This is a genomic window from Paratissierella segnis (assembly GCF_014385195.1).
Lineage (GTDB): Bacteria > Bacillota > Clostridia > Tissierellales > Tissierellaceae > Paratissierella > Paratissierella segnis.
Genome location: NZ_JACRTG010000027.1, coordinates 1 through 23213 on the forward strand (window position 1 = coordinate 1; position 23213 = coordinate 23213).

General features: G+C 31.5%; 23 protein-coding genes. All 23 read right to left on the reverse strand.

Features of this window, described 5'->3' with window-relative positions; all coding sequences use genetic code 11:
* Positions 1–1011 (reverse strand): AAA family ATPase (locus tag H8707_RS11205; RefSeq protein ID WP_262430224.1); only part of this gene is annotated, 1011 nt, incomplete at its 3' end.
* Positions 1012–1019: 8 nt separating this feature from the next.
* On the reverse strand, positions 1020–2003 hold the full coding sequence (locus tag H8707_RS11210; protein ID WP_394354667.1) for a metallophosphoesterase family protein: 984 nt from the start codon (positions 2001–2003) through the stop codon (positions 1020–1022).
* A gap of 29 nt (positions 2004–2032) precedes the next feature.
* On the reverse strand, positions 2033–3103 hold the full coding sequence (recA, locus tag H8707_RS11215; protein ID WP_262430226.1) for a recombinase RecA: 1071 nt from the start codon (positions 3101–3103) through the stop codon (positions 2033–2035).
* Between the two features lie 172 nt (positions 3104–3275).
* Entirely contained in the window at positions 3276–4508 is a 1233-nt protein-coding gene (locus H8707_RS11220; RefSeq protein ID WP_262430227.1) for a competence/damage-inducible protein A, read from the reverse strand.
* 3 nt (positions 4509–4511) lie between these two features.
* The gene (pgsA, locus tag H8707_RS11225) at positions 4512–5057 is read right to left on the reverse strand and encodes a CDP-diacylglycerol--glycerol-3-phosphate 3-phosphatidyltransferase (protein ID WP_262430228.1); all 546 of its coding nucleotides are present in this window, start codon (positions 5055–5057) and stop codon (positions 4512–4514) included.
* Positions 5041–6378: a 30S ribosomal protein S12 methylthiotransferase RimO gene (rimO, locus tag H8707_RS11230; protein ID WP_262430229.1), complete on the reverse strand. Its 1338-nt coding sequence runs from the start codon at positions 6376–6378 to the stop codon at positions 5041–5043. The genes pgsA and rimO overlap by 17 nt, the downstream gene beginning before the upstream one ends.
* An 11-nt stretch (positions 6379–6389) precedes the next feature.
* Positions 6390–8573 (reverse strand): FtsK/SpoIIIE family DNA translocase, encoded by a 2184-nt coding sequence (locus tag H8707_RS11235; RefSeq protein WP_262430230.1) that lies wholly within the window; start codon positions 8571–8573, stop codon positions 6390–6392.
* A 28-nt stretch (positions 8574–8601) separates the two neighbouring features.
* Complete coding sequence (locus H8707_RS11240) at positions 8602–9426, reverse strand: undecaprenyl-diphosphate phosphatase (protein ID WP_262430231.1); 825 nt, start codon at positions 9424–9426, stop codon at positions 8602–8604.
* Positions 9427–9565: 139 nt separating this feature from the next.
* Positions 9566–10288 carry a ClpP family protease gene (locus H8707_RS11245; protein WP_262430232.1) on the reverse strand — a complete coding sequence of 241 codons (723 nt, stop codon included), beginning with the start codon at positions 10286–10288 and terminating at the stop codon, positions 9566–9568.
* Positions 10289–10399: 111 nt separating this feature from the next.
* Entirely contained in the window at positions 10400–10642 is a 243-nt protein-coding gene (locus tag H8707_RS11250; RefSeq protein ID WP_262430233.1) for a YlmC/YmxH family sporulation protein, read from the reverse strand.
* Positions 10643–10768: 126 nt separating this feature from the next.
* Entirely contained in the window at positions 10769–11200 is a 432-nt protein-coding gene (gene dut, locus H8707_RS11255; RefSeq protein ID WP_262430234.1) for a dUTP diphosphatase, read from the reverse strand.
* A 14-nt stretch (positions 11201–11214) separates the two neighbouring features.
* Positions 11215–12492 (reverse strand): M16 family metallopeptidase, encoded by a 1278-nt coding sequence (locus H8707_RS11260; protein WP_262430235.1) that lies wholly within the window; start codon positions 12490–12492, stop codon positions 11215–11217.
* A 15-nt stretch (positions 12493–12507) separates the two neighbouring features.
* Entirely contained in the window at positions 12508–13215 is a 708-nt protein-coding gene (locus tag H8707_RS11265) for a polysaccharide deacetylase family protein (RefSeq protein ID WP_262430236.1), read from the reverse strand.
* A 102-nt stretch (positions 13216–13317) separates the two neighbouring features.
* Entirely contained in the window at positions 13318–15414 is a 2097-nt protein-coding gene (locus H8707_RS11270; RefSeq protein ID WP_262430237.1) for a polyribonucleotide nucleotidyltransferase, read from the reverse strand.
* 134 nt (positions 15415–15548) lie between these two features.
* Positions 15549–15815 (reverse strand): 30S ribosomal protein S15, encoded by a 267-nt coding sequence (gene rpsO, locus H8707_RS11275; RefSeq protein ID WP_262430238.1) that lies wholly within the window; start codon positions 15813–15815, stop codon positions 15549–15551.
* A 125-nt stretch (positions 15816–15940) separates the two neighbouring features.
* Positions 15941–16852 carry a bifunctional riboflavin kinase/FAD synthetase gene (locus H8707_RS11280; RefSeq protein WP_262430239.1) on the reverse strand — a complete coding sequence of 304 codons (912 nt, stop codon included), beginning with the start codon at positions 16850–16852 and terminating at the stop codon, positions 15941–15943.
* Positions 16853–16861: 9 nt separating this feature from the next.
* Entirely contained in the window at positions 16862–17752 is an 891-nt protein-coding gene (gene truB / locus H8707_RS11285) for a tRNA pseudouridine(55) synthase TruB (RefSeq protein ID WP_262430240.1), read from the reverse strand.
* 4 nt (positions 17753–17756) lie between these two features.
* The gene (locus H8707_RS11290) at positions 17757–18731 is read right to left on the reverse strand and encodes a DHH family phosphoesterase (RefSeq protein ID WP_262430241.1); all 975 of its coding nucleotides are present in this window, start codon (positions 18729–18731) and stop codon (positions 17757–17759) included.
* Positions 18724–19095, reverse strand: a complete 372-nt coding sequence (gene rbfA, locus H8707_RS11295; protein WP_262430242.1) for a 30S ribosome-binding factor RbfA — start codon at positions 19093–19095, stop codon at positions 18724–18726. Before rbfA ends, H8707_RS11290 begins: the two co-directional genes overlap by 8 nt.
* A gap of 9 nt (positions 19096–19104) precedes the next feature.
* A complete protein-coding gene (gene infB / locus H8707_RS11300; protein ID WP_262430243.1) occupies positions 19105–21192 on the reverse strand; it encodes a translation initiation factor IF-2 in 2088 nt (695 codons plus the stop codon).
* Between the two features lie 39 nt (positions 21193–21231).
* A complete protein-coding gene (gene rnpM / locus H8707_RS11305) occupies positions 21232–21498 on the reverse strand; it encodes an RNase P modulator RnpM (protein ID WP_262430244.1) in 267 nt (88 codons plus the stop codon).
* A 9-nt stretch (positions 21499–21507) separates the two neighbouring features.
* Positions 21508–22650: a transcription termination factor NusA gene (gene nusA / locus H8707_RS11310; RefSeq protein ID WP_262430245.1), complete on the reverse strand. Its 1143-nt coding sequence runs from the start codon at positions 22648–22650 to the stop codon at positions 21508–21510.
* Between the two features lie 14 nt (positions 22651–22664).
* Entirely contained in the window at positions 22665–23126 is a 462-nt protein-coding gene (locus H8707_RS11315; RefSeq protein ID WP_262430246.1) for a ribosome maturation factor RimP, read from the reverse strand.
* Positions 23127–23213: the final 87 nt, after the last annotated feature.

Below are 23213 nucleotides of genomic sequence, written 5' to 3' on the forward strand. Positions count from 1 at the left end.
GCTACGTCCAGAGGAAATTAAAGTCAAGACTTCATATTCACGTCGCGATAATGACTTTATTTTTTCTAATTCAATATTGCTTTTTTGTATCTTATTATTTACTAGATTTATAGATTGTAAGCTTTTTATAATATAATCATTTTCATCAATTCTACCTTTTATATTTATCAAATTATTGTTGTAATTATTTAATGATCTGTATCTGAAAATTTTATTTTCGGTAGAATTAATAACATCAGAAAGATTATCTATTGTACTTAATTTGATTAATATTAACGATTGATTTTCTTTTTCGGTTTGAATCTCATATAAATTATCTCGCAATTTGTTCAATATTTCAACTTTATTTTCTAAGAAGGATAATTTAGACTTTATATTTTCAAGATTTTTTAATTTCAATTTTAATTCTTCTAAAAAGGCAAATTTTTTTATCTCCAATTCCAAGCTTTGAACGCTGTCTTCTATGTTTTTTTTATTTATATTTAAATTTCTAGTATCTTTTAGTGTATCTCTCAGTGCATCGTCAATAATATTTACTCCTACTAATCTACCAATAGCACTTGCCCTCACAGAAGTTTTTTCTGAAAGCAGGAATGCACCTTCTAATTGTTCCCCCAAATTGATTGCATTTGAAGAATCACTATCCAAATTTATCTTTTTTATTCCAACTGTTTCAATTATTTCTTGAGGAACGTTAGATCCAAATCCTTCGAATTTTATTTCATTTCCATCTCTATCCGTTAAAATATAAATATTTTTATATTTACTCCTATATCTTTTTAATATTACATTATCATTAAATTCAATGGTTACACTACATTCTCCTGCTCCTTCACGTATGAAATAATCACCAGATGGTTCATTGTATAAGGCCCACTTTATGCCTCTTATGATTGCTGATTTTCCTGAATCAGACGGACCAACAATGACATTTAGGTCTTCATTGAAATCTATTACTGAGTACTTATGGGACTGAAAGTTTTCCAAAATAACTTTTTTTATATATTTCATATTCTCACCTACAAGTTTTTCATTTGGATAAGTGCTATTCTTTTAAGAGCTTCAAGTTTTACTTCTTCCGAAACTCCTTCTGAAGAAGAAACTTCTAATAATACATCATTTATATCCATTTTTTCAAAATTCAAGGCTGAATCGATAGTCTGCTTAAATTCCAAAATTCTCTCGCCTTTAAATATATGTTTTTCAATTTCACTTCTATCTAGTACCAATTCACCTTCTTCGGCACATTTTAAAGGTACATATTCAATATTTATTTTATCATTTAAATCTAGCATAACAACTTGAGGTATTCTATTTATTTCTCTTAAGCTATTTGTAATTCTTACAATACTTCCTGGATTAATAAAGTATTTATTATCTATGATAGTTGTTTTGAAGCCATTATGATAGTGCCCTGACAAGGTTATATCCGCTTTAGTACCTTTTATATCTTCAAGAAGCGTATAAGGTATGCCTTTTATAAAAGGTTTATCCAACAGCATTCCATGTACTACATGTATTGAATAATTTACATTATCTTTAATTTCTTTAACAATATATTTATCTTTATTGAGCGGATTATCAATATCATAGGTATAAGGTTGTCCAGTTAATTGTAATTTTATATTATTTTTCTCCAATATAATCACTTCTTTATCATCTATGATATGAATAAAGTCTAAATCATTTAATAGCCCCAACATTGTTCTACCGACGGTTAAGGGATTATGCCCAAAGATATCGTGATTTCCACTTACTATATAAAGTGGAATTTTTATTTCTTTTAAAATTTTAGCAAATCGACTGACAATAGACACGGAAATATCTGGACGATCAAATAAATCTCCTCCATGGATCACATAATCGATATTGTTATCGTTTATTATTTTAACTATTTCCAATAACTTATTTTCAAGTGTTTTAACAAAATCATCTTTTCTATTTTTTGGATTATTTCCCCGTATATGAGTATCAGTAAAAAATAATATTCTCAATCTATACACTCCTAATGGAAAACCTCCTATATAGGAGGTTAATTGCTTTTTAATTTGCTACCGGTATTATTGTCAGCTTCTTTTTCAATAATTTCATTAGTGGCTTCTTCTTTATTTAAACCAAATTTTACTCTAACCTTCTTTTCTATTTCATTACAAACATCTTTATTTTCTTTTAGAAAATCCTTAGAATTTTCTCTTCCTTGACCTAATTTATAATCGCCATAACTATACCATGAACCGGACTTATTGATTATGTCCGCATTTACTCCACAATCAAGAATATTACCTTCTTTAGATATTCCAAGCCCATACATTATATCAAATTCAGCTTGTTTAAAAGGCGGCGCAACTTTGTTTTTTACCACTTTAATTCGCGTCCTGTTCCCAATTATTTCTTCACCTTGCTTAATAGCTTCAGATCTTCTAACATCCATTCTTATTGTAGCGTAGAATTTTAATGCTCTGCCACCAGTAGTAGTCTCTGGATTCCCAAACATAACTCCTACCTTTTCTCTTAATTGATTAATAAAAATACATGTAGTATTTGATTTATTTACTGCACCTGCAAGCTTTCTAAGTGCTTGTGACATAAGTCTCGCTTGTAAACCAATATGGCTGTCTCCCATTTCCCCTTCTATTTCGGCTTTCGGCACCAGTGCAGCTACAGAGTCTATAACTACAACATCAATAGCACCACTACGAACTAATGCTTCGGTTATTTCAAGTGCCTGTTCACCGGTGTCAGGTTGAGAGATAATTAAATTATCAATATCTACACCTAATTTTTTTGCATATCCGGGATCAAGAGCATGTTCAGCATCAATAAAGGCAGCAATTCCACCTGTTTTCTGTGCTTCTGCTATGATATGTAATGCAACAGTCGTCTTTCCGGATGATTCCGGACCAAAGATTTCAACTATCCTACCTCTAGGTACTCCGCCAATGCCCAAAGCAATGTCCAAGTCCAATGAACCTGTAGGTATAATATCTAAACTCATCTTAGCCCCTTCTCCTAATCTCATAACAGATCCTTTACCAAACTGTTTTTCAATTTGGCTAAATGCCAAATCAAGAGCTTTCTTTTTATCAGTATTAATAGTTGCCATAGTTCTCCAGTAAAACTGGATTCACCCCTTTCTGTTTTCGAACGTTAGTTCTGTATCTTTATATTACAATAAATATGAACATTAGTCAATTATAATTATTTTAAATTCACATTACCTTTGTATTTATTTTTTCATCCTGAGATTTGAAAAACCTCAGTTGTTATTATTTTTATTACCTTAAAAAGTTAAATATTTCATAGAAAGCTTTAATCGTTGCTCTATTTTGAATTGATGTTCTATTACCGGTAAAATGATTTTCGTATATCTTATAATTATCCCTTGTCATAACACACATATATACAAGTCCAACAGGTTTTTCGATACTTCCGCCTAAAGGGCCTGCTATTCCTGTAATAGAAAGCACAATATCGGAATTCGTCTTTTCTATTAAGCCTTTTGCCATTTCATATGCAGTTTCTCGGCTCACTGCTCCATGATTTTCTAAGGTCAACGGTTTTACATTTAGTTCATCGATTTTGGCCTGATTGCTGTAAGTTACCAATCCTCTATCCAAGACTTCAGAAGCACCGGAAATACCGGTTAATCTGCTAGTTATAAGTCCGCCTGTACAAGATTCACATAACGACATCTTAAATCTCTTTTCTTTTAATCTGTTAAGTACCAATTCCTCTATCGGAATGTTATCATATCCATATATAAATTCGCTAAATTTTTTATTGATTATATCAAGAATTTCATTTACTTTTTCTTCTACTTCTAATCTCACTTTTCCTTTGCCAATGATTTTTATTTCTACTTCTCCGTCTTTAGCAAACGTAGCTATTTCAAACCCATTAGTATAAACATCCAATTTTTTAAGTTCTGTTTCAAGTGCCGACTCCCCAATACCTATCAAATTTGCGGATTTTTGAATAATTGTATAATCTTCTTTGATAAGTCCGGCTACATAATTTTCAAACATGGGGATCATTTCTTTTGGAGGTCCGGGTAACAATATGATTTTCTTTCCATTTTTATTAATGAAAATACCTGGTGCGGTGCCATTGCTATTTTCAATAAACTGTGATCCTAAAGGTCTTTCCGCTTGTTTCAAGTTATTTTCAGTCATATCCCTATGCATGTTTTGAAACATCATTCTAATATTTTCTTCCATACTAGAATCTCTTTCCAAAGGAAGTTCTAATGTACTGGAAATAACTTCTTTAGTTAAATCATCTTGAGTAGGTCCTAATCCACCGGTAGTTATAATTATATCCGCTCTATCAAGTGACGTTTTAAAAACATTTCTTAATCTCTCTTTATTATCATCAACAGACGTATGGTAAATAGGCTCTATACCTAAATCCATTAATTTACCAGCTAGATATTGAGCATTAGTATTTAATATGCTACCTGTTATAACCTCTGTTCCTATAGTGAGTATTTCTGCGATCAATATTGCCATCTCCTATATTTCATCTAATTTTAACAAATCTTTATTTTTATAAATATAATCAATACCAGATAATATAGTAAATAATAAAGAAATATATAACATTATAATATCAAATGGTATGTTAATAATTCTAAAGGGAAAGTTATTCAATAACAATGCAATTATTGCAATCAATTGTGTTACTGTCTTTAATTTTCCTAATGGACTTGCCGCTATAGTTATACCTTCTGATGCAGCAATAACCCTAAATCCTGTTATTGTAAACTCTCTTGCTATTATGACAATTACAATCCATGCCGGTGCCTTACCAACTTCAACTAAAGAAATTAACGCTGCAGATACCAATACCTTATCTGCTAACGGGTCAACAAACTTTCCAAAATTGGTTACTAGATTTCTGCTTCTTGCAATATATCCATCCAAAGTATCGGTTAATGATGCAAGAATAAATATAATAGCCGCTATATATGTACTATATTGGAAATCTAAATTAAAAATAATAAGAAATATGGGAACCATTAAAACTCTTATTAAAGTTATTTTATTTGGTAAATTCATGAACCAACTCTCCTATCAAATCATATTCTAGAAAATCGCTAATTTTAACATTAACAAAATCACCTGTATTTAACTTGGTTTTACTATTTACATATACAACTCCATCAATTTCGGGACTATCCATATATGTTCTACCCACATATGTATTTTCGTCGATACATTCCTCAATAAGAACTTCATATGTATTGCCAATCTTTGAAGCCATAATATTTTCTGATATTTTCTTCTGCAATTCCATTATCATATTTCTTCTTTTTTCTTTTGTTCCTTCATACAGCTGGTTTGGCATATTATAAGCAATAGTATCTTCTTCTTTAGAATAAGTAAATACTCCGAGCCTGTCAAATTTTACATTGTTTATAAAATCATAAAGTTCTTTGAATTGCGCATCACCTTCTCCGGGAAAGCCCACTATAAAAGTGGTCCTTATTACTATATTAGATATCTCTTTTCTGAGTTTTTTAATTAATAATATAATATCATCTTTATTAGTTCTTCTATTCATTTTCTTTAAAATACTGTTATTAATATGCTGAAGAGGTATATCGACATACTTTAACACCTTGGCATTATTTTTTATTGAGTTTATTAATTCATCCGAAAAATGATCGGGATATAGATAATGAATTCTTATCCATTTAATATCTTTAATTTCGTTTAATTTATCCAATAATTTGTATAGAGAATATTCCCCATACAAATCAATTCCATAATCGGATGTATTTTGAGCTATCAAAATTATTTCCTTTACACCGTTGGAGGCTAAATATTCAACTTCGTTTATTATGTCCTCCATTTTTCTACTTCTATGCTTTCCCCTAATCTTGGGTATTATACAATAAGTACAATGGTTGTCACAACCTTCTGATATTCTGACATATGCTGACGATGAGAAATTTATTCTATTTACATTTTCCAAATATGCATTATTGATATCTTCAATTTTAACCTGTTTCTTCTGATTATTTAGATTTTCTAATATATTGTTTAAATTCCGAATATTTCCCGTACCGATAATTCCGTCAATATCTTCTATTTCTTCCATTAATTCTTTCGAATATCTTTGTGCCAAACATCCAGCTAACAATATATACCTGCAATTACCGTATTTTTTATATTTTGTCATTTCCCATATGGTTTCAATAGATTCTTCTTTAGCAGATTCAATAAATCCACAGGTATTTACTATAATTATGCTTGCATTTGAAATATCTACAGCAACTTCGAAATTTTCTTTATCCAGTATACTCAACATTAGTTCTGAATCCACTTCATTTTTGGAACAGCCTAGTGTAACTACATACACACTCATTTTTGCCATCATATCGCTCCTTAAAAATCTTCTTCCAATTCACTTAATTCTTCTTTGCTCATTAAAACTTTTCGTGGTTTACTACCCTCATAGCTACCAATAACACCGCGTTCTTCCATTTCATCTACAATTCGTGCCGCCCTAGCATACCCAATTTTTAATTTTCTTTGCAGAAGCGAAATTGATGCCTGTCCTTCTTCAACTACAAGTTTAATTGCATTAGGTAGCAATTCATCACTGTCTAAATTGTTAATATTTTTGGGGTTTTGTATTATATCTATAATCTCCTCATCATACTGTGAGATGTTTTCATCTTTCAAGAAATTTACTACTTTTTCAACTTCATCATCTCTAATAAAAGCACCTTGAATACGAGTCGGTTTAGAATAAAATGAAGGATAAAACAGCATATCACCTTTACCCAACAATTTTTCAGCACCCGACATATCCAATATAGTTCTGGAATCTACTTGAGATGATACTGCAAATGATATTCTGGAAGGTATATTTGCTTTTATAGTACCGGTAATTACATCCACCGACGGTCTTTGAGTTGCTACTATTAAATACATGCCTGCAGCTCTTGCCATTTGAGCTAATCTGCAAATATAATCCTCAATTTCCTGAGCTGCGACCATCATCAAATCTGCCAATTCATCGATTATTATAACTATAGTGGGAAGTTTTTCTTCACCGCTTTTTTCTTTGATTTTGCTATTATAAGCCGTAATGTCCCTTACACTGTTTTTTGCAAATATTTTATATCTTCTTTCCATTTCGGTAACAGCCCAACTTAATGCAAAAGCCGCTTTTTTAGCATCAGTTACAACGGGAATTAACAGATGTGGAATTCCATTATAAACGTTCAATTCAACTACCTTAGGATCTATTAACATCAATTTTACATCGTCAGGTGATGATTTATATAAAATGCTCATTATTATTGTATTTATACATACACTTTTTCCAGATCCTGTTGCACCGGCTATTAATAGATGAGGCATCTTATCTATTGAAGAAACTATGGGCTTTCCGGAGACATCTTTTCCAAGAGCTAACGGTATAGGAGAATCCATGTCTTTGTATTCATGCGATTGAATGATTTCTTTCAGATATACATTAGATTTCACTCTATTAGGGACCTCTATACCAACGGCAGCCTTTCCCGGAATTGGAGCTTCAATCCTAATATCTGATGAAGCTAAACTTAATGCTATATTATCGGATAGAGATACTATTCTACTCAGTTTGATACCCGGTGAGGGGGATAGCTCATAACAAGTAATAGTAGGACCTACGTTTATTTTTGATATAGTTGCATCAATTCCAAAATTTTTCATAGTATCTTCAATGATCTTAGCATTATTTAGAACTTCTTTTTTATTATTGGTATCATATTGATTTATTGGTGAATTCAATAGGTTTAAAGGAGGTATTTTATAAGCGATATTATGAAACTTAACTTGTTTTTCCTTTATTTCCGTATCTATATTTTGAGTTTCCTTTTTTACACTTGATGAATTTACATTTTCTTTTGTTGCATCATTTTGTGCATTTTTGGAATAATCATGTATTTTTATTTCTCCATGAGGTATTTCTAATAAATCTTCCGGAGACAATTGTGCTTTATATTTTTTGATATTATCCTTTTTTTCATGTTTGATACTATTAGTTTTTGTTATTATATCTTTAATCTTCGTGTTTGTTAAAATCAATAAACAAACTGTAATTAATAAAGATAATACTAAATAAGTACCAACGGATCCAAATAGCTTATAAAAGAAAAATCCAAAAAAGCTTCCGATAATTCCTCCACCTTTATTTGCTTTGGAAAGTATGATACTGTTTTTTATTCTATCAATAAATCCTAAATCCACTTTATTTATTCCATCTAATACAACTAATAAACTAATAAATATAGCTATTATAGCTACGGTATTCCTAAATTCCAGCTTATCAAATCTATCCAAAAGATACATGACTCCAATTGATATTACAGCTAATGGGAAAAAGTAACCTCCGAACCCCATAAGATAAAAGCAAGCATCGTTTATAGCTTGTCCAACAATTCCCATCTTTGTGTTAAAGAGACTTATCATTATAATTATGCCGATGGATATTACAACAATTCCTAATAAGTCTTTATTAAAAATAATATTATCTTTATTTGTTTTTTTCTTAGATGTTTTTTTTCGAGTTGCCAAAGAAATATCACCTCATACTCCCTGCGAATTAAATTAATTGAGTTATTACAGTAATAATTCCTACAATCCATAGATAATATGAAAAGTAATGAAGGTTATTATTTTTTAATACTTTTATAAAGGTTTTAATCGAGATAACACCAACAACCGCTGACAATATTACACCAACGATTAGAGGAGCATTAATCATAACAATATTTGGTCCTTCCTTAAATACATCTATTATCCCCAACAAAAAAGCACCAAAAATAGCAGGCAGTGCCAACAAAAAAGAGTATTCTGTAGCTAATGATTTGTTTAAGCCTCTAAACAAACTAGCTACTATTGTAGAGCCTGATCTTGATATGCCCGGTATGATAGCTATACCTTGACAAGTCCCTACTACCAAAGAATCCATTAAATTCATATCTTCTATTTTTCTATTTTTAGAAGTTTTTCTTTCAGCAAAATATAATAGAAAACCTGTTACAATAAAAGCAATACCTATTGGTAATATTGAAGTATATAAATTTTTAAAAAAATCTTCGAACAATAGTCCAATTATTGCAGTAGGTATACTTCCCGTCAAAACAAATAACCCTAATTTTTGATGTGCTGTAAGCTTTTTTCTTCTTCCTTTAATTATATCTCCAATTAATATAAAAATTTCATAAATTATCTTTTTTATGTCTTTAAAATAAACAATAAAAATAGAAATCAATGTTCCGAAATGCAGCATTTCCATAAAAAACAAATTACCTTCTTCTATACCAAATAAATGCTGTAATAAAGCCAGATGTCCTGAACTACTAATAGGTAAAAATTCTGCAATTCCCTGGAATATTCCTAAAATTACCGCTTGTATTAAACTCAAATGTATTTCCCCCTTTATTCACTTTATAGTATTATAGCATATTTATAAACTATAATCTAATATTTTTATGTGTAAAGCCCTGCTTTCATTGCATAAAAGAGCTTTATAGAAATGAATTTCATAAGAGCCATTTTATTTGTCAATAAATGCTTTTCTTATCATTTATTAATTCTTTCATTTTATTTAAAGCAAAGGAGAAATTACCTACGCTATCAATTAAACCATATTTCACTGCTTCTTCACCTACTAAAATGGTGCCAATGTCATTTGCCAGTTGATCAGTTGCATACATTAGATCCATAAGTGATTTTTCACTAATATTTGATGTACGTAAAATAAAATCAATAATCCTTTTTTGCATTTTTTGGAAATATCTAAAGGTCTGAGGAACTCCAATTACTAATCCTGTTGTTCTGATTGGGTGAATGGTCATTGTGGCTGACTCAACTATTACAGAATAGTCAGTGCAAGTAGCCAAAGGAACACCAATACTATGACCTCCACCTAATACCAAAGAAACTTTTGGTTTGTTTATTCCGTTGATCATTTCGGCCAATGCAAGCCCTGCTTCCACATCTCCTCCAACTGTATTGAGTATGATAAATAACCCCTTTATGTTAGAATCCTGTTGAGCATTTATTAATAAAGGAATGATATGTTCATATTTGGTCGTTTTTTTATCAGCAGGTGCTACAAAATGGCCTTCAATTTCACCTATTATTGAAATAAATTGTATATCGTTTTTGCTGGTAGCTAATTCATTAGGAATCCCAAGTTCTTTTATATTCTCAGTTTTATCAGTGTTGTTCCCATCAGCTTCTTTGTTTTCGTCTAATTTTTTGTCATCATCTTTTGAAAGCATATATTTCCTCCTCTTTAAGTTTTTCCTAATTAGCTTTAACCTTATTATTTATATTATTCTTAAAAGAGAAAAACATAATCTTAAAAATTTTAAAGATTATGTTTAAAAAATTTAGCTATCCAATTCAACTATAATCATATCATATCCAATTTTCCTTATTGCATCCCAAGGAATTTCTATGCCATTTTTTTCAATGCCAAAAAGTTTTGATGAAAATCTTCTGTCAGGTGCAATTAAACTTAAAATTTTACCGGTTTTTTCTTCGATAATTAAATCAGAATCAGCCAATATACCAAGCCTACCACCGTTGTTTAAATTGACGACTTCTTTTTCGCCCAACTCACTTAATTTCATATTATCACCCCAAATAAACTTTTAATAATAAATAAGAAGGTTCTGTTAGTATTCTACTATTATAAGTATATGTGGTTATTTGTTGTTTATTCATATCATTTATGATAATATCAATTATGCTACTAATTAAACTCCGGTATGACCAAATCCTCCTTCTCCTCTATCTGTCTCATCTAAACTTCCCACAAGATCAAAATCTATCCATTCGTGTTTAATCAAAACCAGTTGTGCTATTCTATCCCCATTATTTATCGTGAAGGGTTCTTTTCCTAAGTTGATAAGTATAATTTTTATTTCACCTCTATAATCGCTATCAATTGTCCCTATGCCATTAGCCAATGTAATTCCATGTTTTAATGCCAATCCGCTTCTACCTCTTATTTGCCCCTCGTATCCTTTCGGTATAGATAGAAATAGACCTGTTGGCACTAATACCCTATCTAAAGGTTTAAGCACTATAGCGTCGTCTATATAGGCCTTTAAATCCATTCCGGCTGAATAGGGTGTCTTATATTCCGGCAACGGAAAGGGACTTTTATTTAAAACTTTAACAATCATCTATCTTCATCTCCTTATCCAAATAGTATTTCTTTGATTTCTTCTTCAACTGTTTCCTGCTCGTCCAATTCTCCAACATAAGCAATATTGAAGCTATCATTTTGAAATATGTGATTTACAACTCTTTCGATGTCATCCATTTTTACATTATCTATTTTTTTAATTACCTCTTCGATTGTCTCAATTCTATGAAATTGAGATGTAGATTTTCCAATTTCCATCATTCTGTTAAATGTGGATTCCATAGCTAATATATAATTTCCCTTTAACTGATCCTTTGATCTACTCAATTCATCTTTCGTTATCAAGCTTTTCTTAATTTTCCTGATTTCTTCATCAATCAGTTTAATTGATTTAATTAAATTTTCAGAATTTAACCCTGCATATATTGTAAATATTCCGATATCTTTATAAGCTGTCATATGTGAATCTATGTCATAAACCAACCCCTCATCTTCTCTTAGCCTTTGGAATAGTTTTGAGCTCATACTTCCTCCGAATATATTGTTAAGAATTAATATTGGATAAATATCATCAGACATACTATTTACGCCATTCATTCCGATACAAAGATTAAGTTGCTCAAAATTTTTATTTATCCCTTTTATATTGTTGGTAAAATTATAAGTAATAATATTGGAAACATCTTTCGTACTATTTCCAATATTAAATTTCCCAAAAGTATTGTTAAGCTGAGAAATTACCTTTTTTTCATCAAATTTACCGACTATTGAAATTATAATATCTTCAGGATTGTAATTTTCATAGAAATATTTAAGGATCTTATCTTTGTTCAAATTTATTATACTGCTATCAATTCCCAATATCGGATATTCAAGTGGTGTTTTCTTAAACATTATTTCATTTAACAACTCATATACTAAATCCTCCGGCGAATCCTGATACATATTTATTTCTTCCATTATGACATTCTTCTCTTTTTCGATTTCACCATCTAAAAATAAAGAGTTTAAGAACATATCCGAAAGAACATCTATAGCTATATTAAGATGATCATCTAATACTTTTATATAATAAGCCGTTTGTTCTTTTCCCGTAAAAGCATTTATTTGACCTCCTACATTGTCTATAGCTTCAGCGATTTCCTTAGAAGTCCTTGATTTTGTACCTTTAAAAAGCATATGCTCAATAAAATGTGATACTCCATTGTTTGTTTCATTTTCCCTTATTGAACCGCATTCTATAACAACTCCTAGGGTTACCGAATTTAAGTAATCTACTTTCTCCATTGCCACATGTATTCCATTATCCAATTTATCTAAAATGTACATTATTTCCTCCAATTTTTAATTTATCACATCACCTATTGTACCAATTTTATATCCTTTTTGAAATAGGAAATTGATTATTTCCGGTAAGGCTTTTACCGTTTCTTGAGTGGGATGTATAAGTATAATAGCGGAATTATGTATTTTACTTTCAACTCGATTAATTATTACATCTTTGGTGCTGTCTTCTCGCCAGTCTATGGTATCTATACTCCATAATACCAATTTATATCCTAAATCTTTGGCTGCTTTTACGGTTTCATCATTGAATGCTCCGGAGGGAGGTCCAAAATATTTTGGGGACTTCCCCGTTATATCCATTATACTATTATGTGCCTTTAATATTTCTTCCTTATTCTTATCATAACTTAATTTATCATAATCCACATGATTATAACCATGATTTCCTATTTCATGGTTATCTGCGTCAATTGATTTAATTAAGTCAGGATTTTCTTTAGCCCACCTTCCTGTGGGGAAAAAAGAAATCTTGATGTCCTTATCTTTAAATATTTGGAGCATATCTGGGATATACTCATTTCCCCAGTCTACATTGCATGCAAAAGCTACGATCTTTTCATCTCTTGTCCCTTTATAAAAGATATCTTCATTAAATACATCTTTAGCATTTGAGCCAAATAGTAGAAATAATATTAAGCCTATCAATAACAATAAAGCTATAAGAATTATAAAAATTGTATTTTTCTTTATAACTAACATCTTCATAGCATAAACCCCCTTGATATATTCTATATAAATATATATTCAATTGGGAAAGTTATATACAAAGAAATTAAAACATGAACCAATTGGGTTCATGTAAATAAATTATTTTTCGCCTTTAGGCTCTTCGGGCAACAATACCTTTCTAGATAGATTGATTCTTCCTTGGTTATCTATTTCCGTAACCTTTACCAAAACTTCATCTCCAACTGAAACCACATCTTCTACCTTATTTACCCTCTCTTTAGCCAGTTGAGATATATGGACCAGACCCTCTTTACCATTAAGAACATCTACGAAGGCGCCAAAGTTAGTTATACGCGTTACCTTACCTAAATAAATGTCCCCTACCTCTACTTCCTTAACTATATCATTTATCATAGATATTGCCTTTTCTCCGCCTTCAGAGGACACAGCAGCAATAAATACCTTGCCTTCATCATCAATATCTATTTTTACTCCTGTTTCATCTATTATCTTGTTTATCATCTTTCCGCCAGGACCTATTATATCCCTAATCTTATCCGGGTTAACTTGCATGGTGTATATCTTAGGAGCATATTTAGATAGGTCATGTCTAGGAGAAGAAATGGTTTCGGCCATTTTATCCAATATAAACAACCTTCCTCGTCTTGCTTTCTCCAGTGCATCTTTCAATATCTTTCCATCTATTCCGTCAATCTTAATATCCATTTGGATTGCTGTAACACCATATCTAGTGCCGGCAACCTTAAAGTCCATATCTCCTAAATGATCTTCCATACCTTGAATGTCATAAAGAATAGCCACTTTGTCATCTTCCTTAATTAAACCCATTGCTATGCCTGCAACCGGTGATTTAATAGGTACACCTGCGTCTAGCAAGGACAGAGTGCTTCCGCAAACACTTGCTTGGGATGATGAACCATTTGAACCTAATACTTCAGATACCAATCTAATGGTATAAGGGAAATCTTCCTCTGATGGTATGACCGGCTCCAATGCTCTTTCAGCTAAAGCCCCATGTCCTATTTCTCTTCTGCCGGGACTTCTCAATGGTTTTGTTTCACCAACTGAATATGGTGGAAAGTTATAATGGTGCATATATCTTTTAGAATCTTCTTCTCCAAGCCCATCTATTACCTGAGCATCACTTATTGCTCCTAGTGTGGTAATTGTAAGCACCTGAGTTTGACCTCTTGTAAATAAACCTGAACCGTGAGTTCTAGGTAACAGTCCTACTTCACATGTTATTGGCCTGATTTCATCCACTTTTCTGTTGTCAGGTCTTATTCCTTCTTCAATTATTAGTCTTCTTACTTCTTTTCTAATTATATTCTCTATTATTTCATCTATATCTTTTTCAGTTTCCGGATAATCAGCTAAAAATTTTTCTAAAATTTCATTAGAAACCTGAGCTATATTATCTTCTCTTTCTTGTTTTTCAACAGTATTGATAGCAGCAATTAATTTTTCAGTACCATATACAATAATTTTTTCTTTCAATTCATCGTTGGGTTTGAATACTTCGTACTTTGATTTTTCCTTTCCACAATCTCTAGCTATTTCTTCAACAAAAGAGCAAATCTTCTTGATCTCCTCATGGGCTAATAATATTCCCTCTAACATTGTTTCCTCAGGGACTTCATTTGCGCCTGCTTCGACCATCATAATTGCTGATTTTGTACCGGATACAGTTAAATGAATTGCTGATTTTTCTCTTTCTTCACAATTTGGATTTATAATAAATTTACCATCTATTAGCCCAACAATTACAGCTCCTGTAGGTCCATCAAAGGGAATATCCGATACTGATAGAGCTATAGAAGAACCTATCATTGCTGCTATTTCAGGACTATTGTCTTGATCAACCGAAAGCACGGTAGCTATAACCTGTACATCATTTCTAAAACCTTCGGGGAATAAAGGTCTGATGGGTCTATCTATAAGCCTTGAAGTAAGTATTGCCTTTTCGCTTGGTCTGCCTTCTCTTTTTATAAAACCTCCTGGTATTTTCCCAACTGAGTATAATTTTTCTTCGTAATCTACGCTCAGTGGGAAAAAGTCTATTCCCTCTCTTGGTTCTTTAGATTGAGTAGCAGTAACTAAAACCACAGTATCTCCATATTGAACTAAACAAGAGCCGCCTGCTTGGAGAGCGACTTTGCCAATGGTCACTACCAAATCTCTACCAGCTAAACTATACTGGAATTTCTTCTCCATATAATACCTCCTATTAAATTTTCTATCTTTATTATAACCATTTATTTAATTATACACTAAATAAAACAGCATAAAAAGTTTCTCTTATGTTACTCTGTAAGATAAACTAATAGAGCGGGATTATCCCGCTCTTATTAACCTCTGATGCCTAATTTTTCAATTAAGGAACGATATCTTTCAATATCATTTGCTTGTAAATATTTTAAAAGTCCTCTTCTTTGACCAACCATTTTTAACAAACCTCTCCTTGAATGGTGATCTTTTTTATGAGTTTTAAGATGCTCATTTACTGAGTTAATTCTGTAAGTCAATAATGCGATTTGCACTTCCGGAGAACCTGTATCTCCTTCATGCATTTTGTAATCATTGATAATTTGCTCTTTTACTTCCTTTGATAACATTAAATTACACCTCCAAAATTTTATACACCAAAGACCAAGTTACCCGCCGAGGAACGAAATACTTAGTTCTTGGTAATTTCTATGACATTAAATATATTATCATAATATTTTTATAATGTAAATATTTAATATGCTTTAACTTGCATTATATCCTTATGCATTTGTTTTTTTAATAAATCTATAGTTTCAAATTTATATTCATCTCTTAAATATCTAATAAATTTTAACTCTACAATTTTATCATATATATTTAAATTAAAATCAATTATATGTGATTCAATTTTAAGTTCGTTCCCTTCAAAGGTAGGATTATATCCAATACTTGTCGCACTTAAATATTCTTTGTTATCTACAATAGTCCTTGTAGCATATACTCCATTTCTAGGAATTATATAATCGTCTAAAAGCTCAATATTGGCTGTAGGAAATCCCAGTTTTTCCCCTCTTTTTTTCCCATGAACTACCTTTCCTCTTACGGAATAATCTCTACCAAGCAAGGCTTTTGCTTCATCTATATCACCTTTAACAATAAGTTCTCTGATTTTTGTGCTGCTGACAATTTCATTATTTACATACATTGGACTTACAATATTCACAAAGTAATGAAATTTATTTCCCAATTTCTCCAATAAATTTGCATTTCCAGATTTTTTATATCCAAATGTATAATCGGTACCTACTGATACAGCTTTACAATTAAGTTTTTCAATCAAAATACCTTTTACAAATTCCTCCGGGCTTAATTTCATAATATTTTCATTAAAGCTCATGGTATAGACAATATCCACACCTAAATTTTCAATTAAATCATATTTTTGCTTTAAAGAAGTTATAAGTTTTGGCCCTTTCCCATCTAATATCGTTTTTGTATGATTGTTAAAGAGTAAAACGGAGGATTTTAATCCAAATTTTCTAGAAATCTCAACCATTTCTTTAATTAATTTTTGATGTCCTATATGAACTCCATCAAAATTCCCTAGTGCTATTGCTGTTTCAAATCTATCTTCTTTAAAATTTTCTATGTTTATTATTTCCATTAAACCCACCTATATCAATACTTTATCCATTTTCAAATAAAGTTTATTTTCTTTTGTAAGAATTACTCTTCCTATCCCAATAAATTTATCACATGAATAAACCCTTTGTAAAACATTAATTTTATAATTATAATTCTCAGGTAATATAATCGAAACACCATTTTTTAATTTATTATATAATTCATCATCTATTATAATTTTGTCCATATAATTCAGTGCTTCATCCATAGGAACTATAAGCTTTATTATTTCATCTTTAGGTAACTCTTGTAGATGGTCAATGCTGTATGCATTTTCCAGCTTAAAACTGCCAACTCCTATCCTGATCAGATAAGACATATGGCCAAATGTGCATAAATCCTTTCCTATATCATCACACAATGTCCTAATATATGTACCCCTTGAGCATCTTGTATAAAATAATATTTCTTTGTTATTATAATTATTTAATATTTTCAAATCTTTTATTGAAATTTCTCTTGCCTTTCTTTCAACGGAAACACCCTCTCTAGCCAACTCATATAATTTTTTCCCTTTGTGTTTTAGTGCGGAATACATGGGTGGAGTTTGCAGGATATTGCCTTTAAATTTATTAAATGAATGTATTATTTCATCTTCACCAACTATATTGTTTGATGTATGAATAATATTGCCACAATCATCTTGTGTATCTGTAGCAATACCAAGTGTCAACTCACCCACATATTCCTTGTCCACATCCAATAAATATTCGGATATTCTTGTCCCTTTTCCGATACAAATAGGTAAAACTCCTGTTGCATTGGGATCTAGGGTGCCGGTATGACCTACTTTTTTTATATTTAATACTTTCCTAATAAAATATACTACATCATGAGATGTCATACCTCTGGGCTTAAATATATTTATTACTCCATCCATATTTTCACCTGAATACTTCTGTTAAAATATTTGAAATCAATTTTTCTGATGTCCCAATGTCTTCATATATTGTGCATCCTGCAGCTCTTATATGTCCTCCGCCGTTGAAAGGTTCGCATATTTTAGCTACATCAATGTATGATTTGCTTCTCAAACTCACTTTAGTTTCCTTGTCATCAATCTCTTTTAGTAGGCATGCCACCTCAACGGAATCAATATCTCTTACAAAAGAGATTATCCCTTCAGTGTCCTCCATCTTTGTCTTGGTTCTATTGAGCATTTTTTGAGTAACCTTGACAATTGCAGCTTTATTATCTGCTAATGTATTTAGAGTTAAGAAGGATTCTATCAACAAATTCGTTCTTTCCAAACTTCTGCTGTGGTATAATTTGTTGTTAATATAAGAATGGTCTATACCGCATCTCAATAATTTAGCTATAATCTCATGTGTTTTATCAGTGACGCTTTCATACTTAAAACTTCCTGTATCAGTGCTGATTGCCGTATAAAGATTTGTAGCAATCTCTTTAGTAAATTTAATATTAAGCTTTTCAATAATACGAAATACAAGTTCTCCAGTTGCGGCCGCCTTGCTATCTACAAAGTTTAAACCCCCAAAATTGGTATTGGTAACGTGATGATCAATATTTATTACAAAATTTGCTTTATTAATAAGATTTTTATTTATACCTAACCTGTCTATATCGCTACAATCCAATATAATGAATAAATCCAAATCGGTAATCTCTTTGTATTCCTTTATAATCTCAATTCCGGGAAGAAATAGATAGTCAGAAGGTATGATATCGGATTTTAAAACAAATACATTCTTATTCAATTCCAATAAAGCAAGACCCATTGCAAGAATAGAGCCTATATTATCACCATCAGGCTGAATATGTGAAGCTATATAAATGTTGTCTCTTTCATGTATAGCATCAGCTATATCATCTAATATTTTTACAGGAATATTACTCATGTGGCTCATCCTTATGATTATTTTTATTGACATCATCTATCAATTTTGACATTCGTATGCCTTCTTCTATGGACTCATCCAGAATAAATATTGGTTCTGGTATATATCTGATGTCTATTTTATTGCCAATTTCTTTTCTTATAAACCCTTTAGCACTGTTTAACCCCTCAATAGAGCTTTCTTTTTCTTCTTGATTTCCAAGAATTGATGCGTATATTTTTGCATATCTTAAATCCCTAGTTACCCTAACTCTAGTAATGCTTGTCATTGGACTAATCCTGGGATCTTTCAATCCATGATAAAGTAATTCGGATACTATTTTTTTAATTTCTTCAGATATCCTATTTACCCTTTTTTCGTTCATATTACACCTCTATCTTTCAACTTCTTTAAGAATATATGCTTCCAGCATATCTCCTTCTTTTATATCATTGTATTTTTCTAAACCAAGACCTGCTTCAAAGCCTGATAAAACTTCCCTTGCATCATCTTTAAATCGCTTTAACGAAGAAACATCGCCATCAAATATTACAACATCATTTCTTAAAAGTCTTACTTTAGAATTTCTGGTAATCTTACCATCTAAGACGTAAATGCCTGCTATGGTATTTCCATTTGGCAGTCTAAATGTTTTTCTAACTTCCGATCTGCCCAATACACTTTCAACAATTTTTGGTGCATGCATACCCTTTACAGCATTTTGAATATCTTCAATTGCCTCATATATAATCCTATATGTTCTAATATCAACATTTTCTTTCTTTGCTACATCTATAGCGTTAAGATTCGGACGTACATTAAAGCCTATTACAATCGCATTTGATGCAGATGCAAGCATGATATCACTTTCGGTAATACCCCCAACTCCTTCATGTATGATATTGATTCTTACTTCTTCAGTGTCTAGCTTGTTTAAAGATTGTACGAGAGCTTCAATCGATCCCCTTACATCTGCCTTAATAATTATGTTTAAATCTTTAATTTCACCCATCTTTATCTTTTCAAACAAGTCATCTAAAGATACCTTAGATGATAATTTCATCTGCTCTTCTCTTATTTTATCTCGTCTTTTATCAGCTATATTTCTGGCTGTTTTTTCATCTTCAACACAATACAGCAAGTCTCCGGCATTAGGTACCTCGGACAAACCCAAAATCATAACAGGAATGGATGGGCCTGCCTTTTTAACTCTTTTTCCCTTATCATCAAGCATTGCCCTAATTCTACCACTTGAGGTCCCAGAAACGACCATATCGCCTACTTTTAGTGTTCCTTTTTGTACCAATACGGTAGCAAGGGGTCCTTTTCCTTTATCCAGCTGAGCTTCAACAATTGTTCCAACAGCCCTTCTGTTTGGATTTGCTTTCAACTCCCCAATTTCAGCCACCAAAAGAATCATTTCCAATAAATCATCAATCCCGATCTTTTGTTTAGCAGAAACAGGAACGGTAATAGTATTTCCACCCCAATCCTCGGGGATTAAACCATTTTCCACCAATTCTTGTTTTATCCTATCAATATTTGCCGTTGGCTTATCAATTTTATTTATTGCAACTATAATTGGAACATTTGCCGCCTTTGCATGATTTATCGCTTCAATTGTTTGCGGCATTACACCATCATCGGCAGCAACAACTAAAATTGCTATATCTGTAACCTGTGCACCCCTTGCTCTCATTGATGTAAAAGCTTCATGCCCTGGAGTGTCTAAAAATACAATTTTTTTGTTGTTGATGTTTGCCACTGATGCACCTATATGTTGAGTAATTCCTCCTGCTTCACTTTTAGTTACACTTGTCTGTCTAATTGCATCCAGTAACGATGTTTTTCCGTGGTCAACATGCCCCATTACCGTAACTACAGGTGGTCTTAATTTTAGATCTTCATCCTTATCGACAAAATCTAAACCAAAATTATCCTCACTTACATCATTAGTTTCTACTGGTATAAACTCCACAGCTGCACCAAACTTTTCTGCAATAATAGCTGCTGTTTCACCATCAATTGATTGATTTTGAGTAGCCATTACACCCATTCCTATTAATTTCGTTATGACTTGTGATACATTTAAATTCAATTTTTCTGCTAAGTCTTTTACTACAATATTTTCGCCTATTTCTATAATAATCTCACCTGATTCGTTGTTTTTTGGTATTTCTTTTTCCACTTCTTTTTTTGATTTGTTTTTCTTATTCTTTCTATTTTTATGTTTTATTACATCTATTGATTTTTCTTCTACTGGTTCTTCTTCAGCTATATATTCATCATTATGATCATCAGCATTTGCTTGAATAGAAGGTTTAGACTCAGATAGCAAATCGACAATTAAATCTGCGTCTTCCTTATCAATAGAACTCATATGGCTTGATACTTCCAAACCCAAACTTTCAATTTTATTCATTAACTCTTTACTACTTATATTTAGCTCTTTTGCCAATTCATATACTCTTATTTTTGTCATAAATACACCTCCCGTATTTTTATTTTTCACCGGATATCTCTACATATTTTCAATAACCTCTTTCAACTTCTCATATATATCAGGAGTTATTTCAGTCTCTAAGCTTCTTGTGAACTTTTTGCCTTTATACGCTTTTTCAAAGCAACCAATATTTGGACAAATATATGCGCCCCTGCCATTCACCTTACCGGTCAAATCTACCATTACTTGATTTTCATTGTTTTTAACAACCCTAATCAATTCTTTTTTCGGCTTGCTTTCGCCGCATCCAAGACATTTTCTGAGAGGAATTTTTTTCTTTTTCACTTGATCACCCTATTCTAATGGTTCATTAATGTGCTCATCTTCCAAGCTTTTTTCTTTACCGTCTTCTTCAGAATCCCCATCTTCATATTTACCTTCTTCTACCTTTTTGTCAAATAGCTCTTCATACTGTATTTTGGATTTAATATCTATTTTCCAATTCGTAAGTTTTGCGGCCAATCTGGCATTTTGTCCTTCCTTACCAATAGCAAGTGATAATTGGTAATCCGGTACAACTACTACAGCTGATTTTTCCTTTTCGTTAACATCAACTTTTAATACCTTAGATGGACTTAAGCTATTAGCTATAAATTCGTCTATTTTTTTACTCCAAATAACTATATCAATTTTTTCGCCATTTAGTTCATCTACTATTGCTTTAACTCTGCTGCCCTTAAAGCCAACACAAGCTCCAAGCGGATCCACTAACGGATCCTTAGAAAATACTGCAATCTTTGTTCTAGAACCCGCCTCTCTGGATATAGAGTAAATCTCAACCAAACCATCATGAATTTCAGGTACTTCCAATTCAAATAAACGCTTAACCAACCCCGTATTTGATCTTGATAGAATTATTTGAGGACCTTTTGTAGTCTTTTTTACCTCAAGAATAATTAATTTTAATCTATCACCTTGATTATAAACTTCACCTTCAATTTGCTCGGATGGAGGCAAAACACCTTCAGTTTTACCTAAATCAATATATACATTGTTTTTGGCTATTCTTTGGATTTGTCCGGTTATTATTTCATTTTCTCTATTTATAAATTCATCATAAATTACATCTCTTTCCGCATCTTTAATTCTCTGTATAACAACTTGTTTAGCTGTTTGTGCAGCAATTCTTCCAAAATCCTTAGGAGTTATTTCTATTTTTACAACATCTCCCAATTCATATCTTTCATCTAATGTCTTAGCTTCGTCTAAAGACATTTGTAAAATATCATCTTCCACTTCTTCTACCACTTCTTTGGTGGCATACACATTAACCTCGCCAGTTACTTTATCCATTTCTACTAATACATTTTGAGATGAACCAAAGTTTTTTTTGTAACTGGATATTAGTGCGGATTCCAGCGCATCGAAAATTATATCTTTGGAAATTCCCTTTTCTTTTTCTATTTGAAGAAGGGCTTCGATAAAATCCCCATTCATTTTTTTAACCTCCCTTAAAATTTTAAAGCCAATTTAATAACCGATATTGCATCCCTTGGTATTTCCATTTCATCGTCATTAATTTTTATTACAATTTTATCTTCTGTAAAGAATTTTAAATTTCCTTCAAACTTTTTTTTGTTTTCCAAAGGTTTATATAGGCTGATTTCAATGTCCTTACCTAAATTTCTTTTCAAATCTCTATCATTCTTTAGAGGTCTATCCAAGCCCGGAGATGACACTTCTAAGTAATATGCATTTTCTATTGGATCTTCTTTATCTAATTTTTCACCAAGCAATTCACTCATGCTTTGACAATCATCTAAAGTGATACCCGCCTTTTTGTCAATATAAACTCTCAGGTAATAACTGCCGGATTCTTTTACATATTCGACATCCACCAATTCATAATCAAGACTGCGAGCTGATTCATCGCACATTTTTACTAATTTTTTCATCAATTCTTTTTTATTCACTATCACACCTCCCATTAAAAAATCAAGAGTGGGAAAACCCACTCTTGCCAGATAAACCTTTTTATTGTCTAAACAATTATAGCATAT